The sequence below is a fragment of the Marinomonas ostreistagni genome (assembly GCF_016461785.1).
Lineage (GTDB): Bacteria > Pseudomonadota > Gammaproteobacteria > Pseudomonadales > Marinomonadaceae > Marinomonas > Marinomonas ostreistagni_A.
In genome coordinates this window covers 80,665-96,212 of sequence record NZ_JAEMUH010000012.1, presented here as the reverse complement: position 1 = coordinate 96,212, position 15,548 = coordinate 80,665, and the positions used below count along the sequence as shown (strand labels likewise).

Below are 15,548 nucleotides of genomic sequence, written 5' to 3'. Positions count from 1 at the left end.
TTACGTTAGCCAATGTTGTTTTCATTGTTGGCCATTATTCGTACAGAAATAAATGATGCAGAACTGCAATTGGCATGAGTAGTTATACCTATTGCGGAATCACTCAGCAGACGCCAAACTACCCCAAAGAGGGGTAAAAATAAGTGATATCAAGACGTGAATTTCTGGTCTATGGTTCGGGATTAATGGGTGTTTCGAGCCTTTCGTTTGGGACCTCTACATCCATCGAGCTACGCTACCTCTGCTGGGACGGATATGACCAACCAGACCTGCTGCTTCCCTTTGAAAACCAATTTAACTGCTCCATTCGACCAGAAATCATCAGTGATAGTCCCGCCGCTTTCGCCAAGCTTAATCAAGGAGGACATCGTCAGTACGACATTGTCTCAATGGATAGCCCTTGGCTTGAGCGCTTAAACCATGACGGACTGCTTTCAACGTTACCTACAGGCATGTTTGAAACTCTAAAAAAGCACTACTACCCTGAATTCTCTAGGTTGTTTTTTGATAATGAAAACAACAACGAGAATTGGCTCCCCACACAATGGGGCTGGATAGGTCTGACGATTAATACTGACTTTGTTAACGAGGCTGATTATCAAAGCTATGCTCCATGCTTCAGCCGTAAAAATAGAGGCAAAGTTGGCATTATGGACTGGGGCGATTGGCCCATGCTGCCAATCGCCCTGTATTTAGGAATCAACCCCTATGAACCATTAGACCATTACGCCATTCGACATTTACAAGATGCCTTTCACGCCCTTTTTCAGAATCAGCCTATTTTTATTGCTGACGTTGCATTAGGACAAAAAGCACTGTTAGACGGCAGTGTGCACACCTTAGTAGGAACAGGTACTTACCTTACGTCTGCAATGCGAAGAGCAGGCTTCTCTCAGATAAAAACGACTGTTCCACGTATTCGTAACGGCATGCCACAATGCATCATCTGGACGGAAGGGTCTGCTGCAATCCGGTATCAAGCACACGAAGCACTAAGCCAACATTGGGTGATTCATACCGGCTCAGAATCGTCTACGTTTCTCTTGTCTTATAACGGCCCGACTTGTAATTTTTCGCCTTATAAAACCACAGAGGAACGTTATTCAAATAGGCAACGGGAGATTCTGCAATTGTCAGAATTGTCAGCCCTTTGGCAAAACAGTCTTGCTCATCGCCCCGTACCAAGTATCGCCGGAATGCTCGAAGTTTGGCAGGCAGAACTGATGAGAACACTATGATGTGGCTGTATAAATGTTTAGCAATGGCACTTGTTTACCTCATCAGTTTCACGCTTTGTGCGAATGAAACAGCCACGCCCCAACTCGATATCAAAATTTCTCATTGGCAGGTCATGGATGCTCCTATCGATGGAACAGAAGCACTTCCTTTACCTAGCTCTAACTGGCAAAGCCTCCAGAAGTGGAGCCCACCTTTTTGGCATCTACCACAGCAAAAAAGTCGCTGGTTTAAAGCTAACTTTAGAGTTGGTTGGCACTACAAAACCACGCCTCTTGCCATGACATTAGGGTCTTTATTTGCGTCGGCAGAGGTATTCGTAAATGGCGTACGTGTCAGCCCTCTTCAAAATAGTCACACAGAGCATTTTCGCCGCTCTCAAACTCAAGTTTTCTCCCTGCCAAGCCATAGACTTTGGTACAGTTTTTTAGACTTTCAAAAAGACAACGAACTTCTGATTCACCTAAAAGGTGATCAGGAGCCTCTGACCATCAGCCCAGAAGCTGTCTTAATCGACAACTATGATTTCCTAGCACTGAAAGCAAAAGACTCTGACACTTTGTTAAAAATTGCCCAAGGAGCCATGATTGGGCTACTCGTGTCATTTGGGTTCTTTTCCGCATTTCTAAGAGCCGTAGGGTTCAAAGAACGTGAAAATGCATTGTTTGGTCTATTCGTAACAAGTACGGCATTTGCTATTTTATCGAACTCGCTTTTACTCCCTAATTCCTTGGGATATGCTCTCGCGCACTCAGCTTTTCCTTGGATATTCTCCTCAATCTCTGTCTTTACCCTCGTCGGACTGTTTTCAGAGCAGCAGCGACTTTCCGTGTTTGTGAAAGGCATGTTGCTTTTCTGCCTGTTAGTACTTTCACTGCTCTTGATAGAGCCAACAGAAAGCGCCGTTAGCCGACATTTAAGTGTGCTTTGCCAACTTATTATAATCAGCGCTCTCATTGACGCTGGCTGGCACAAGTTTAGAACCTCGCGATCCCAAGGTATTGAGCAAATAAGCATTCTAATTGTACTGATCAGCGCACTTCTTCAGCTATTCTGGGCGATGGACTACAGCCCTGTTAAACCTCTTGAAATGGCTCTGTTTATAGTGGCATTTGGCTTACTGTTTAACGTTGCTCTACGTTTTAAGCACATGGCGAAGTCGCTGTTGGCATTATCAAATAGGTTGGTATCGATACGAGAGAAAGAACGCGCTCGCTTAACACGAGATATCCATGATGGTGTTGGGCAAGGCTTATCTACCCTCAAGCTACTGATCAATCTCAATGCTAAAAAGCTGGAACCAGAGCTGAGCGAAATGCTGAAATCAGAAGTAGCGAGTACCTCCAATACTCTGAAGTCCGTGATTCGCAATCTAAAACCCATAGAAGTGTCTTCTGGCTCTCCTACGCAATCCATCATCAGTTTAGCAAAACACAACTGTGATTTGGCTAGCATTACCTTGGTTGTTGAGCGGCATGATTCCGTAAAGCTGTCACAAGAACGTGCTTATCAAGTTTACCGCATTGCACAAGAAGCACTGAATAACGCGATTAAACACAGTGACGCCAGCATGATCACCCTAAAGTTGGAAGGTCAGACACATCAATTTATTGCCACGATTAGGGATAATGGAAAAGGCGTCGCGCAAAGCCACTCGCAACACGACAGTTATGGAATGAGTTCAATGCAGGAACGTAGCATGATAATTGGCGCAACATTAAGCATCCAAGACCACGTCACTCAAGGCACGGTTGTTCGGTTAGAGGTCCCCTACAATGATTAAGGCAGTCATCGTTGATGATCACATAATATTCCAGCAGGGCGTCAAAGCCCTATTGGAAGAGTCTAATCAAATAACGGTCATTGATACGGCCACCAATACTGCAGATGGCGAGAGAATTATCATAGGCAAACAACCGGATGTCTGCGTACTGGATATTTCGCTCGCTCAAGGCAATGGTGTTGAGCTAGCAGAAAGGCTCCGCTCCCGAGGCTATCAAGGTTCTATTGTGATGCTGACGATGCATACAGAGCTGAAAATCTTTAAGCGAGCTTCTGCTATTGCAAAAATCGATGGCTATGTTTTGAAATTGGATGCCTCAGAAGATTTAGTAGCTGCCATTTTAGGCGCACGCAAAGGCCAACGATTTGTTAGTCCAGCCATCGCCCAAGAGATGGCATGGGAAAGCTCACGAAGCGAACAAGAGTCACCTCTCACCATCCGTGAACAAGAAGTTCTTACATTGGTTGCAGAAGGACACGGAAGTGATGCCATTGCCTCTAGACTAAGCCTGAGTAAGCGTACCGTGGATAATCATCGAGCAAATATTAAGCGAAAACTTGGCTTTAATAATTCAGTCGAACTAATTCGTTACGCAATGGATCAAGGCTTATTATTAGACATTAAGTAGAGCATTCATAATCACCTACTAGACAACAAAAAGCCGCTCGAAAGCGGCTTCTATGAGAACCTTAACGCTTAGTATGCATTAAATACCTAGCTGGTCACGCATGTTGTAGTACGCTGCGCCAATCGCTGTGTACGGTACTCGTAGCATACGACCACCTGGGAATTGGTATTGCGGCATGCTGGCGAATACGTCAAAACGTTCCATATCTCCATCAATCGCATCAGACAAAATCTCACCCATTAAATGAGAGTTTGTCACGCCATGACCTGAGTAGCCTTGTGCGTAGTATAGGTTTTCGCCGATTTTACCTACCTGAGGCATACGCATCATGGTCAGTAGGAAGTTACCGGTCCATGCAAAGTCGATTTTCACGTCTTTTAACATCGGGTAAGTTTTCAGCATTTTCGGCACGATGATCGATTCGATCTTGCCTGGATCGCGGGCACCATACGTCGTGCCACCGCCGTAGATCAGGCGACCATCGCCCGATAAACGGTAGTAATCCAAAAGATAGTTACAGTCTTCTACGCAGCGATCTGTTGGTAACAGTTGCTTTTGTAGGTCCTCTGGAAGCGGCTCTGTTGCGATCACTTGCGTGCCACATGGCATGGCTTTTTTCTCAACTTCTGGAAGCAATCCAAACACATAGGCGTTACCCGCCACCACGATTTTATCGGCAATCACGGTACCTTGCTTGGTGACCACCTTACCTGGAACGCCTTTCTCTAAACGCACCACTTCAGAATCTTCAAAGATCTGACCGCCTAACTCTTCAAACGCACGCGCTTGGCCAAGTACCAAGTTCAACGGCTGGATGTGGCCGCCTTTGCGATCCAACAGACCACCGGCATAGCGGTCCGTACCAATGTGATCTTGAATCGATGAGGCAGTCAGTAACTCAAGCTCGTTGTGGCCATGGGATTCCCATAGGGCTTTTTTGGCTTTTAGTTCCTCGAATTGCTTCTTATTGCAGGCTGCAAATACGTTGCCATGCTTAAGATCACAGTCGATATTGTACTTTTCAATACGGTGACGAATCAGTTCTGAGCCAGCAAAGGCCATTTTCGCCATTTTCTGACCAATGTCGTCCCCGTAGTTTTTGAATATGTAATCAATGTCTCGGTTGAAGCTGTTAACAATCTGACCACCGTTACGCCCAGAAGCCCCAAAGCCAATACGGCTACCTTCTACAACGATCACACGCTTCCCTTTTTCGGCCAAACTTAAAGCCGTGGATATGCCAGTAAAACCCGCCCCCACAACACAAACATCGCAACGATGTTCGCCGGTAAGCTGTGGACGTAGCGCCTTGTCGTTGGCAGACGCTGCGTAGTATGAATTTGCATGAGTAGGGGATGACATATAAAACCTCTCCTATACACGTAGGCGACCCGATTGGTACGCGAACTTTGTGTGAACAGGGCGGTCCTGTGACGACCCTGTATGGTAATCAATGAAAGTGGGGGGGCTTGTTACTTCAAGCTAATCCAAGTGTTTTTAATCTCGGTGTATTTTTCCAATGCGTGCCAAGATTTATCACGGCCATTTCCAGACGCTTTAACACCGCCAAAAGGTACCGTGGTATCACCATCACCCCAGGTGTTAACCCACACCATGCCCGACTCAAGACGTCGACTAACACGGTGCGCGCGGCCCAAGTCGTTGGTCCAAACCGATGCACCTAAGCCATATTTGGAATCATTGGCTAGGGCAATGGCTTCTTCTTCGGTGTCAAAGCCCATCACCGCCAATACTGGCCCAAAGATTTCTTCGCGCACGAATTCCATCTCGTGGTTGGCATCTGTAAAGATGGTGGGTTTCGCGTAGTAACCTTTACCCGCTTGGTAGTCTGGCACGCCGCCCAGCGCAAGGGTTGCGCCATCGGCTATGGCGCTTTCAATAAAGCGCGTCACGGTATCCAGTTGTGCTTTATCAACCATTGGCCCCATTTTGGTCGCAGGATCCAGTGGATCACCCGGCACATAAGTTTTAGCGGCTTCTAATAGCGCGGCCATGAACTCGTCTTTGATGCTGTTCTCAACATATAAGCGTGAACACGCGATACATACTTCACCTTGGTTGGTGAAGATCGCTGTTGCCGCGCCTTGCGCCGCTGCTTTTACATCTTTGCAATCTGCGAACACTAAGCAAGGGGATTTACCACCTGCCTCAAGCCAGACCCGTTTCATATTCGACTGTCCGGCATACTCCATCAGCATCCCCGCTACACGGCTTGATCCCGTGAAAGCTAGGGTGCCAATGTCATGATGCAACGCAAGGGCTTTACCAGCTGTGTGACCAAAACCGGGGAGGACATTGAAGACACCATCTGGGACCCCCGCTTGCGTTGCTAACTCGGCTATTCTTAACGCACTTAAAGGCGATTTTTCCGATGGTTTTAAAATCACGCTATTGCCCGCAGCCAAGGCTGGCGCAATCTTCCACATCACCATCATCAGTGGGTAGTTCCAAGGCGTAATAATCGCTACCACGCCCAGTGGTTCACGGCTGATCAGCGCCAAATTATCTGGGTTGGTCGGTGCGATTTCACCATAAAGTTTATCGATGCATTCTGCTGACCAACGTAGACAATCAATCGAGTCTGGCACGTCAATATTGACCATCTCTGAAATCGACTTACCCATGTCTAAGGTATCAATCAGCGCTAGCTCGTCTTGGTGAGCTTCTAATAAATCCGCCCATTTTTGCAGAATGCGCTTGCGCTTACCTGGCGCCATTTCAGACCAAACACCACTCTTAAACGCGGCTTTGGCAGCCTCAGTGGCAAGGTTCACATCGGCTTCATCACAGCTGGCCACTTTGGCAAGCAACGACTCATCGGTCGGGTTGATACAATCAAATGTTTCGCCACTCTGTGCCGCGGTAAACGCACCATTAATGTAGGCGTCTGAGTGCAAACGAACGTCTGAACGCAGGGCTTGCCATTCTTGATAGGTCTTCATAGGTAATTCCTTTCTCTAGCGTTTATCAAAACGCGTCATGAGTTGTGATCAATCTAAACTAACTGAGCGTCATCCTATCGCACCATATCCCCGTGGGGGTATATCGTTTTTTTCATGGGAAACTAAGATGAAGCGCTCACATGACACATCCTGTACTTCTGTGACTTGATAACGATAACGTACCCACAAGGGTAGCTAACTGGAGAACACACCATGTCAAAAATTACGGTGGCAGCCACGCAAATGCACTGCACGTGGAACCAACAGGAAAACGTTGACCGAGCAGAAAAGCTAATTCGTCAAGCGGCGGCTCAAGGCGCACAAGTTATTCTTATTCAAGAGTTATTTGAAACGCCGTATTTTTGTATCGAAATCCATGAGTCATACCACGATCTCGCCACCACATTAGAAGAGAACGAGGCTTTTAAACGTTTCCAAGCTCTTGCTAAAGAATTAGACGTTGTACTGCCGTTCAGCTGGTACGAACGTGCCGGACAAGTACGCTTTAACTCTCTGGCGATGATTGATGCAGGCGGTGAACTATTAGGTGTCTACCGTAAAACACACATCCCTGATAGCGATGGCTACCTTGAGAAGTACTACTTTAGCCCTGGGGATACGGGCTTCAAAGTGTGGCACACCAAGTTTGGCTGTGTGGGCGTTGGCATTTGCTGGGATCAATGGTTCCCAGAAACCGCTCGCGCCATGGCCTTGATGGGTGCAGATATTTTATTATTCCCCACGGCAATTGGCTCTGAACCAAGCCAACCAGAGATGGACAGTATGCCACACTGGACTAACACCATGCGTGGTCATGCGGCAGCCAACCAAGTACCTGTGATCGCATCCAACCGCATTGGTACAGAAACGGCACAACACCGCGATCTTGAGTTGACCTTTTTCGGTTCGTCATTTATCTGTGATGAACGTGGTGAGCTTATCGAACAAGCGGATCGTACATCCGAAGGCATCTTGTTGCATACTTTCGACCTAGACCAAGTGCGCACTATGCGTAAAGCATGGGGCTTGTTCCGTGACCGTCGTCCAGAGCACTACGACGTGTTAAAAACCCTAGACGGCCAAGTAAAGACCGCTCACTAACACAGGAGGCACTATGACAACGCCACAGCAGGACGGCTTTTGGATGCCAGGTGAGCACGAGCCACAGGAAAGCGTTTGGTTAGCTTGGCCGACTCGTCCAGACAACTGGCGCGAGCAAGCACTGCCAGCGCAGGCGACCTTTGCCCACTTTATTGAGCGATTAAGCGGTTATGTCACGGTGAAAGTTGCTGTATTACCAGAATATGAGGCACAGGCGAGAGCTATGCTACCGTCTCAGGTACAGCTTTTCCCAATGCAGTATAACGATGCTTGGATGCGAGACATTGGCCCAACCATGGTGATCAATGGCCAAGGCGAAAAACGCGCCATTAACTGGGGCTTTAATGCTTGGGGTGGCAAACTGGATGGTCTGTACGATGACTGGTCAGATGATGAAATCGTTGCCTCTCGAATCGCTGAATTAGAAGACGTAAAACGCTACGACGCACCGTTTATTCTAGAAGGTGGTTCCATCCACAGTGATGGCGACGGCACTGTGTACACCACGGAAGAATGTTTGCTGCACCCAAGTCGCAACCCAGATCTTAGCCGTGCTGACATTGAAGCGCAGCTGCAGGCGTATTTAGGGATTGAGAAAGTCATTTGGCTCCCCCTTGGACTGTTTAACGACGAAACCAATGGTCACATCGACAACATTTTGCATGTGGTCAAACCAGGGGAAGTCATCTTAACCATCTGTGATGATCCAAGTGACCCGCAATACGACATCAGCCAAGCAGCATTGAAAGTATTGTTCGAAACCACCGATGCCAAAGGGCGCTCGCTAATCATTCACAACATCCCAATGCCGGGACCACTGTTTATGGGTGAGGAAGAAGCCAACGGCCTCGTGCAACCGGATCGTATGGCCCGCGAAGCGGGGGAGCGACTAGGTGCGTCCTATGCTAACTTCCTGATTACCAATGGCGCCGTGTTCTACCCGCAATTGGATACTGAAAAAGACAGCGAAGCGGAGCAAGTACTGCAAACAGCCTTCCCGTCTCATACCATCGTTGGTATTCCAGCACGTGAAGTCCTACTAGGCGGCGGCAACCTGCACTGCATTACACAACAGATACCGGTTTAGATTCTCAATCGGAAGAAGTGTTAAAAAAACCACGTCAGAGGCAACCCTGACGTGGTTTTTTTGTGTCCGTACGAAGTGCATTGTTGAAAAAGCCGTGCATATATGGGGTCAGATTCCTTTAATGATTCATCTCTCGCAAACGATAAATTTATTTATAAGGAATCTGACCCCTAGATACTTAAGCCAGGTCGTACGCGGGCTTTTCCCGCGCGCAGCGCGGTCCTACTTGGTTGCTAGTTTGGTAGCAAGCTGGTGTAAGTAGGGGCCAAAGATAAACGAGATAGCGCCTGCTGCGGGCCATGCGAGTACCCAAGATTTCATCCAGAATGAGACAAAGTCAGGATGCATGCCTAAGTTCACAAAGGTCACCCAAGCTGTCATGAGTAGTGATAAAACGAATGACATCAATGCCGCGAATATAATTCGATGTTTCATGTGGAAAACCTCTTTGCTCAACCACTTAATTCTATACAGCAAGCTTAACAAACCGCTATATTGGTAAAAATAGACAGTTTCAATAACCTTTTTTACAAAAATGCAAAAATGCTCGATGATCTTAAAATCTTTATAGCCGCCGCAGACACTAAGAGTCTGACCGCTGCCGCAGATAAGCTGGGGATGACCATCGCCACGGTGTCACGACGGATTGCGGCACTGGAATCTAAGTTAGGCTCGGTGTTACTGCATCGTTCCACCAAGGGTTTAACTCTGACAACGGTTGGAGAGCGCTATCACAGAGAATGTGCAGAATTTATCGAAGCGTTAGATCAGCGGATTTCCAATTTAGATCACACGCTAAATAGCCTTGAAGGGGAAGTAAAAATATTGGCTCCAACCAATCTAGGCGTTGGGGCACTCGATGATTTCTGGGCGTATTTTGCGCAGCAGTTTCCTGATATCTCCCTGCGTATTGAATTAAACAATGATTATCAAAGCTTGCAAGACACACAAGCAGACCTTGCTTTAAGAGTGGGGCAAGACAGCAACTTATCGCTGGTGCAAAAGAAAATAGGTGAGGTCTACAGTGTTGTGGTAGCTTCGCCGAGCTTTGCAAAACTACCGACTGAGTTATCGGATATACAGCATACTCCTAGTGTGGCGGGACATATCTTTAATGACTGGCAGTTAATCCACCAAAGCGGCGCCCATGAAACCATTCAGAAACATCATCACTTTCAAAGCAACGATATGCGCGTTGCTCTTAACCTTGTGCTACGCGGCAAAGGGATCAGCCTGCTGCCTAAGGGGATGGTGTATCGCGATTTAGAACAAGGGAATTTGCTTCGAGTGCTGCCGGAATGGCAAGGTCCAAGCCGGGAAATCTATATGGTCTGGCCCTATCGACGTAGCCTGTCAGTCAGAGCCAAACTTCTACGGGACGAATTAACCAAGTTTCTCCATAGCCAAGCGTGGTTTATCCCCTCATAATTTAGGCTTATCACCCAAACCTAACCAATAAGGATCACACTCTATGGAACAGTTACTCTGGTGGCAGTACGTCGCCATCGCAGGGATTTTCATTTGGAGTGGTTTTGTTCGCACGGGGTTGGGCTTCGGCGGAGCAGTATTGGCTTTGCCTTTTTTGCTATTAGTACATAACGATCCTTTGGTATTCCTGCCTATTATCTCCATTCATCTGCTGATCTTTTCCAGCTGGATCGCTTGGCGAGGTGCGCAAAAAGCCAAAGCAGAAAAAAGAGCTACGGTTAGCGAATCAGAACAGCCCTCTGCAGAGCAGGGTAATATTGCTTGGGGCTATCTGCGAAAAGCATTGGGTATCATGATCGTCCCCAAGTTGATTGGTGTATTTGGCTTATTAACTCTGCCTAATGACATTGTCACTGGTGTAATTTTCGTAATCGTCGCGGTATTTGCGGTGTCGTACATCATCAATAAACCGTTCTATAGCAAGAACCCCATCGTCAGCACGGGGCTACTCATGATGGGCGGCTACGTTAGCGGCACATCTTTGATCGGTGCACCACTGATCGTTTCAGTATTCGCCACCAAGGTGCCTCGCCATCAGCTGCGCGATACCTTATTCGTACTCTGGTTTATCTTGGTATGTATCAAGATGGCGTCTTTCCTAATCGCGGGAGTCGATTTACAGCTCATTCATCAACTTTGGTTGCTACCTTGTGCCTTTGTCGGCCACTTGATGGGGCAGCATTTCCATGAGCGCATCCAAAAAGCTGAAACGCCCACCTTCTTTAAATTTATCGGCTGGGCGTTGTTACTGGTCTGTGCCTTCGGCATGTACTCGACGTTTTGGTTGTGACGTTATAAATCGATTCCGTTTGATAGATTCGGAATAAAGGCCGTCAGTATCATTAGCATCATTCGGCCGAGTTCATCAGCCGTTGGAGTAGGTCGAATCTGCGCCATGCCTAAGAAGCTTGAGTAAGCGATGAGAGCAACCTCTTTCGCCTGCTGTTGCGACAAGCCAAGTTCTTGATAACATTCAGCTAAATACTCTTGTCGCTGACCATCAATTTTCTCTAGATGCTGTCGGATAGTTGGCTCTTTCAGCGCCCAAGCGCGTATATGATGCTCAGCTTCCACGTTATTCTTTGCAATGATCTGATCAAGCGCTTTTAAGCGCTGTAAAGCGGGCGCGTCAGGATTCACCTGATCGATAAAGCCCTGAGTAGTGGTTTGATACCAATGCTCCATCAAGCTATCAATGAATACTTTTCTATTTTTGAAATGATGATAAAAGGAGCCTTTCGTGACACCTTTTAGCTCACACAAAGGGATAATTTTTAAATGCTCTGGGCCTTTTTTAACTAAGACCTCAAAAGCAAAGTTTAGCCAGTCTATGCGACTATTTTTAGTCTCTGATTTCATATTCTTCCCGCTTTCATCGCATTGTTGATCACCGTTCGAGCAATGACATAGTGAAATGGTAAGATCGCGTTCACATATAGGCGACCGATCCATGTTTTTTGATTCACCAAAGTCGACACAGTCACCGCGTCGTTCGTTTTCTTCACACTGATGAAAAAACTCATATGTCGGTCTTCAGCACCACTGATCACCTCATCATCAGAGATTTCCATTACTGTCAGAAAGCCAGCTTTGATTCCGACTTGCCAATGATCTTCTTTAGGCGTCATCGTCGTTTGCCCGACTTCAAAGCCCAAACGTTTCACCAATCGATTCCGTAACCCCATCAAGCCATTCACCCACAGAGGTAAGTAATTAAAAATGCGATATTGTAGTTGGCTCGCCACCAGCTCTGGTTGCTTCAGCGATGCCGAGAGCATGTCACGGAAGTAGGGCGCTTGTGCCAAGGAGGACAAACGATCCCCCTCCGGAATTGGCATCGATTTTATTTGCGAGAAAAGAAACGACATACACTAACTCCTTTAGTTAACTCGTACATACAATACTGTATGGTATGTACGAATGATGCAAGAAAAATATTAACCAGAGTAGAGCTACTGATTAATCAATCAGCTTTTTACTTGGAACACTAATACGTTCCAAAACTTCCATTAACCGAATCTTACGCTTATGCTCAGTTTGTAGTTTAACGATATGCTCATGCCATTCGTTTAAAAGACCATGTTTCTCTAACACTGCTCGCATTTTGCGTAGCTGCTTACCCGCTTCTTGGTAGGCTGTTTTATGCCCCCTATTAATCTCTTTTTCTGCCAACTTTTGATAGTAGTTGGCGACCGCATCACTAATACGCTCTTCATACAAGGCAATATCCATCATCAAGGAAGCCCTTTAAATGCTGTATTAACAACGCAAAGCGAGCCTTTTCTCAGCAGTTTACTCAAAGAATCAAATAGCCACGACTCACGATACATTGGGCAATGGCTAAGTGATCTTTATGAAGGATTAAACTCAGGTATCAGGTACTAAGCTGATCCACTAGATACACTATCGATTGATACTCAATCCCCGAATGCTCGGTTAGGCCTATCTCGCAGGTACGGGAGTTGGAGTAGCCAACCTCACAGTCTTGTACGGCGTTTTTCAAAGTCTTCAGGGCGCTTTGGTTGAGTTCTGGTGTGCTGAATCCTTTGTCCCCGGCAAAGCCACAGCAGGTGATGTCTGGGGGGATAACCACCTCGTCGGCCAGTTGTTCTGCTAAGTTCACAAAGGTGTTTCCCAAGCCCATTCGCGTGGTGCTGCAGGTAATGTGCAGTGCCATTTTCGGAATCTTCTGCTCGATCTTAAGATTCGCCATGGCGAACTCGGATAGGAACTGCACTTGCTCGTATAGCTTCAAAGCAGGGTCCAAGGATTCTTTCATCCGCAGCAAACATGGGCTGGTATCACAGACAACGGGCAGTGCGCCTTGCTGGCTAGCCTTCATCAGTAACGTGTTGAGATCCTTAGACTTTTGCTCCGCGGCGGCGAATTGCCCTTTGGATTGGAAGGCCATGCCACAGCATTGGCTTTCAATACCATTAGGTACAATCACGTTGTAGCCCGCTTTTTCCAGTACAGATAGCATCACATCCATCACCGGACGTTTGTCCTCGGCATTTGGCCCTGCGCCCATGACTCGGGTAGCACAGCTCGGCACGTAGACCACCGTTGGGCGGCCTGCTTGGGTGATGGCAATACGCTGCTTTGGCATGGACGCAGCGCTTGGCATTTGTGGGTGCCATTTTGGAACCACACCGCCCGTTAAACTATTGGCAACGCCAGTCACGGCTTTCATACCACCGTTACCCAAGATATTACGCATGCCGCCAGCCACCGCAAGGCCAGCACGAGCAGTCTTAGTGACACCTTCAAAGTGATCCGCCACCCAGTAGCCGACTTTGGTGTCATCATAGCGATCATGACGCAGTTCACGGGTCAGATCGCCGGTATTGATACCAACGGGGCATTGCATCGAACATAGACCGCAAGCGGCGCAGGTGTCGATACCTTGGTAAGCGTATTCTTCGCGTAGCTCTGCCAGACGTTCTGGCGATTCACCTGAGCGCTCCAAACGCTGAATTTCACGCCACAATACAATACGCTGGCGCGGCGTTAAGGTCAGTGCTCTGGAAGGACATGCATGCTCACAGAAGCCACATTCGATACAAGTATCCACTTTATCGTTTGCCTGTGGCATTGGCTTAAGGTTCTCAACGTGAATGTTGGCGTTGTGTGTCAAGATAACATCAGGGTTGAGTAAGCCTTTAGGATCAAAGGCTTTTTTCAATTGCCACATAATGTCGTAGGCTTGTTGCCCCCACTCAAGCAACACATACGGCGCCATATTGCGGCCAGTGCCGTGTTCCGCTTTCAAGGAGCCGTTGTATTTCACCGCGACTAACTGGGCGACTTCGTCCATTAGGGCTTCGTAGCGTTTTACTTCCGCAGGATCGTCAAACCCTTGAGTAAAGACAAAATGCAGGTTGCCTTCTAATGCATGGCCAAACAAGATGGCTTCGCTGTAGCCGTATTTTTGGAACACACCTTGAAGCTCCAATACGCCTTCCGCCAATTGTTCCACGGGAAACGCCACATCCTCGATAATCACCGTAGTGCCGACTTTACGTACCGCACCGACAGCTGGGAACATGCCTTTTCGGATCTTCCAATAGGTGTCGTATAAGCCTTTTTCTTGAGTAAATTCAATCTCATACAGTGCATTCATCCCCTGTAGAGACCGTGTTATCTCAGTCACTTTTTGCTCTAGCTCTGCCGCTGTTGAGCCACGTACATCCACCAGTAACCCCGCTACCTCATCGCCAAGGTCTTTGAGCATCTCTGGCATGCCAGGTTTGCCTTCTACGGTACGAAGGCCAGCACGGTCGATCAGCTCCACTGCGGATACGGGCGTACTTTTCAACACAGTCACCGCACGACACGTGGTTTCCATATCGGGGAAGTAGATCAGAGCTGCCGCCTTGATCGGATGCTCTTCCACCGTGTGGTAGGTCACTTCACTGATAAAGCCCAAAGTCCCCTCTGAGCCGATCATTAAGTGCATCAGAATATCGAATGGATCGGTAAAATCCACCAAACTGTTAAGACTGTACCCAGTGGTGTTTTTAAGCCTATATTTGTGTCTGATTTTATCTGCTAAATCGCTGTTATTTTGCACACCATAAGCAAGTGTTTCTAATTCTGATAGCAAATCTGCGTGGCTTTCTCGAAATGCTGCACAACTGTTCTCATCCGCCGTATCGAGCAATGTGCCATCTTCAAAGATAATGCGCATGCTTTTCACAGTGTGATAGCTGTTTTGCGAGGTACCACAACACATGCCACTGGCGTTATTCGCCGCAATACCGCCGATCATGCAGGCATTAATCGACGCTGGATCAGGGCCGATCTTGCGCTGATAAGGCGCCAGTAATTGATTGGCACGAGCGCCGATGATGCCGGGCTGTAACGATACGGCATGACCATGATCGTGAATGCGGTAGCCTTTCCATTGATCTGATAGCTGAATCAGCACCGAATCCGTCACCGCTTGACCTGATAAGCTCGTCCCTCCTGCACGAAACGTGACTGGGATATCCAGCGCTCGGGTACATTGCAGTACGAAGCGAACCTCATCTTCGTTGTGCACGCGCACCACCAATTGCGGCACCATACGATAAAAGCTGGCATCGGTTCCGTAGGCAAGGGTACGCAAAGGGTCATGGATCAAACGCTCTTCGTCGATGCGTTGAGCGAGTTGGGTGTACAAGGCTTGATATTGCGATTTCATAGAAGCATCCGTCATAAGATAAGGGTTGGCATTCCTTATCAAATAAATTGGTAATACCAATTTACCTTTGTTATTTT

General features: G+C 47.5%; 14 protein-coding genes. 7 read left to right on the top strand and 7 right to left on the bottom strand.

From position 1 onward, the window contains the following. The first annotated feature begins 143 nt into the window (after positions 1-143). Genes JHD44_RS13180 through JHD44_RS13170 form a run of 3 tightly spaced genes read left to right on the top strand, consistent with a single transcriptional unit; the run spans position 144 to position 3,647 of the window. The gene (locus JHD44_RS13180) at positions 144-1,238 is read left to right on the top strand and encodes an ABC transporter substrate-binding protein (RefSeq protein WP_199463240.1); all 1,095 of its coding nucleotides are present in this window, start codon (positions 144-146) and stop codon (positions 1,236-1,238) included. Then, positions 1,235-3,019, top strand: a complete 1,785-nt coding sequence (locus tag JHD44_RS13175) for a sensor histidine kinase (RefSeq protein WP_199463239.1) — start codon at positions 1,235-1,237, stop codon at positions 3,017-3,019. Before JHD44_RS13180 ends, JHD44_RS13175 begins: the two co-directional genes overlap by 4 nt. Next, positions 3,012-3,647, top strand: coding sequence for a response regulator (locus tag JHD44_RS13170; RefSeq protein WP_199463238.1), 636 nt, complete (start codon positions 3,012-3,014; stop codon positions 3,645-3,647). The genes JHD44_RS13175 and JHD44_RS13170 overlap by 8 nt, the downstream gene beginning before the upstream one ends. Before the next feature lie 78 nt (positions 3,648-3,725). Here the strand turns inward: JHD44_RS13170 and JHD44_RS13165 are convergent, their stop codons facing one another. Together JHD44_RS13165 and JHD44_RS13160 are read right to left on the bottom strand one after the other, a co-directional pair. After that, the gene (locus JHD44_RS13165; RefSeq protein ID WP_199463237.1) at positions 3,726-5,009 is read right to left on the bottom strand and encodes an NAD(P)/FAD-dependent oxidoreductase; all 1,284 of its coding nucleotides are present in this window, start codon (positions 5,007-5,009) and stop codon (positions 3,726-3,728) included. A gap of 110 nt (positions 5,010-5,119) precedes the next feature. Further along, positions 5,120-6,610, bottom strand: coding sequence for an aldehyde dehydrogenase (locus JHD44_RS13160; protein ID WP_199463236.1), 1,491 nt, complete (start codon positions 6,608-6,610; stop codon positions 5,120-5,122). Positions 6,611-6,823: 213 nt separating this feature from the next. Between JHD44_RS13160 and aguB the strand changes: the two genes are divergently transcribed. Together aguB and aguA are read left to right on the top strand one after the other, a co-directional pair. Beyond that, on the top strand, positions 6,824-7,711 hold the full coding sequence (aguB, locus tag JHD44_RS13155) for an N-carbamoylputrescine amidase (protein ID WP_199463235.1): 888 nt from the start codon (positions 6,824-6,826) through the stop codon (positions 7,709-7,711). A 13-nt stretch (positions 7,712-7,724) separates the two neighbouring features. Then, complete coding sequence (aguA, locus tag JHD44_RS13150) at positions 7,725-8,798, top strand: agmatine deiminase (RefSeq protein WP_199463234.1); 1,074 nt, start codon at positions 7,725-7,727, stop codon at positions 8,796-8,798. Positions 8,799-9,020: 222 nt separating this feature from the next. Here aguA and JHD44_RS13145 read toward each other — a convergent pair whose 3' ends face one another. After that, complete coding sequence (locus JHD44_RS13145) at positions 9,021-9,233, bottom strand: DUF2798 domain-containing protein (RefSeq protein ID WP_199463233.1); 213 nt, start codon at positions 9,231-9,233, stop codon at positions 9,021-9,023. 108 nt (positions 9,234-9,341) lie between these two features. Between JHD44_RS13145 and JHD44_RS13140 the strand changes: the two genes are divergently transcribed. Beyond that, positions 9,342-10,226 (top strand): LysR family transcriptional regulator, encoded by an 885-nt coding sequence (locus tag JHD44_RS13140; RefSeq protein ID WP_199463232.1) that lies wholly within the window; start codon positions 9,342-9,344, stop codon positions 10,224-10,226. A 43-nt stretch (positions 10,227-10,269) separates the two neighbouring features. Next, positions 10,270-11,076, top strand: coding sequence for a sulfite exporter TauE/SafE family protein (locus JHD44_RS13135; protein ID WP_199463231.1), 807 nt, complete (start codon positions 10,270-10,272; stop codon positions 11,074-11,076). 2 nt (positions 11,077-11,078) lie between these two features. Here JHD44_RS13135 and JHD44_RS13130 read toward each other — a convergent pair whose 3' ends face one another. From JHD44_RS13130 to JHD44_RS13115, 4 genes are all read right to left on the bottom strand, one after another. Next, positions 11,079-11,645, bottom strand: coding sequence for a TetR/AcrR family transcriptional regulator (locus JHD44_RS13130; RefSeq protein WP_199463230.1), 567 nt, complete (start codon positions 11,643-11,645; stop codon positions 11,079-11,081). Beyond that, entirely contained in the window at positions 11,642-12,154 is a 513-nt protein-coding gene (locus JHD44_RS13125) for a DUF2867 domain-containing protein (RefSeq protein ID WP_199463229.1), read from the bottom strand. The genes JHD44_RS13130 and JHD44_RS13125 overlap by 4 nt, the downstream gene beginning before the upstream one ends. Positions 12,155-12,245: 91 nt before the next feature. Beyond that, complete coding sequence (locus JHD44_RS13120) at positions 12,246-12,521, bottom strand: hypothetical protein (RefSeq protein ID WP_199463228.1); 276 nt, start codon at positions 12,519-12,521, stop codon at positions 12,246-12,248. 139 nt (positions 12,522-12,660) lie between these two features. Then, positions 12,661-15,471: an FAD-binding and (Fe-S)-binding domain-containing protein gene (locus JHD44_RS13115; protein WP_199463227.1), complete on the bottom strand. Its 2,811-nt coding sequence runs from the start codon at positions 15,469-15,471 to the stop codon at positions 12,661-12,663. Between the last annotated feature and the right edge of the window lie 77 nt (positions 15,472-15,548).

Bases quoted from the DNA above. Each gene is read 5' to 3' on its own strand.
- JHD44_RS13175 (WP_199463239.1), top strand. From the start codon at position 1,235: ATGATGTGGCTGTATAAATGTTTAGCAATGGCACTTGTTTACCTCATC.
- JHD44_RS13170 (WP_199463238.1), top strand. From the start codon at position 3,012: ATGATTAAGGCAGTCATCGTTGATGATCACATAATATTCCAGCAGGGC.
- JHD44_RS13165 (WP_199463237.1), bottom strand. From the start codon at position 5,009: ATGTCATCCCCTACTCATGCAAATTCATACTACGCAGCGTCTGCCAAC.
- JHD44_RS13160 (WP_199463236.1), bottom strand. From the start codon at position 6,610: ATGAAGACCTATCAAGAATGGCAAGCCCTGCGTTCAGACGTTCGTTTG.
- aguB (WP_199463235.1), top strand. From the start codon at position 6,824: ATGTCAAAAATTACGGTGGCAGCCACGCAAATGCACTGCACGTGGAAC.
- aguA (WP_199463234.1), top strand. From the start codon at position 7,725: ATGACAACGCCACAGCAGGACGGCTTTTGGATGCCAGGTGAGCACGAG.
- JHD44_RS13145 (WP_199463233.1), bottom strand. From the start codon at position 9,233: ATGAAACATCGAATTATATTCGCGGCATTGATGTCATTCGTTTTATCA.
- JHD44_RS13140 (WP_199463232.1), top strand. From the start codon at position 9,342: ATGCTCGATGATCTTAAAATCTTTATAGCCGCCGCAGACACTAAGAGT.
- JHD44_RS13135 (WP_199463231.1), top strand. From the start codon at position 10,270: ATGGAACAGTTACTCTGGTGGCAGTACGTCGCCATCGCAGGGATTTTC.
- JHD44_RS13130 (WP_199463230.1), bottom strand. From the start codon at position 11,645: ATGAAATCAGAGACTAAAAATAGTCGCATAGACTGGCTAAACTTTGCT.
- JHD44_RS13125 (WP_199463229.1), bottom strand. From the start codon at position 12,154: ATGTCGTTTCTTTTCTCGCAAATAAAATCGATGCCAATTCCGGAGGGG.
- JHD44_RS13120 (WP_199463228.1), bottom strand. From the start codon at position 12,521: ATGATGGATATTGCCTTGTATGAAGAGCGTATTAGTGATGCGGTCGCC.
- JHD44_RS13115 (WP_199463227.1), bottom strand. From the start codon at position 15,471: ATGAAATCGCAATATCAAGCCTTGTACACCCAACTCGCTCAACGCATC.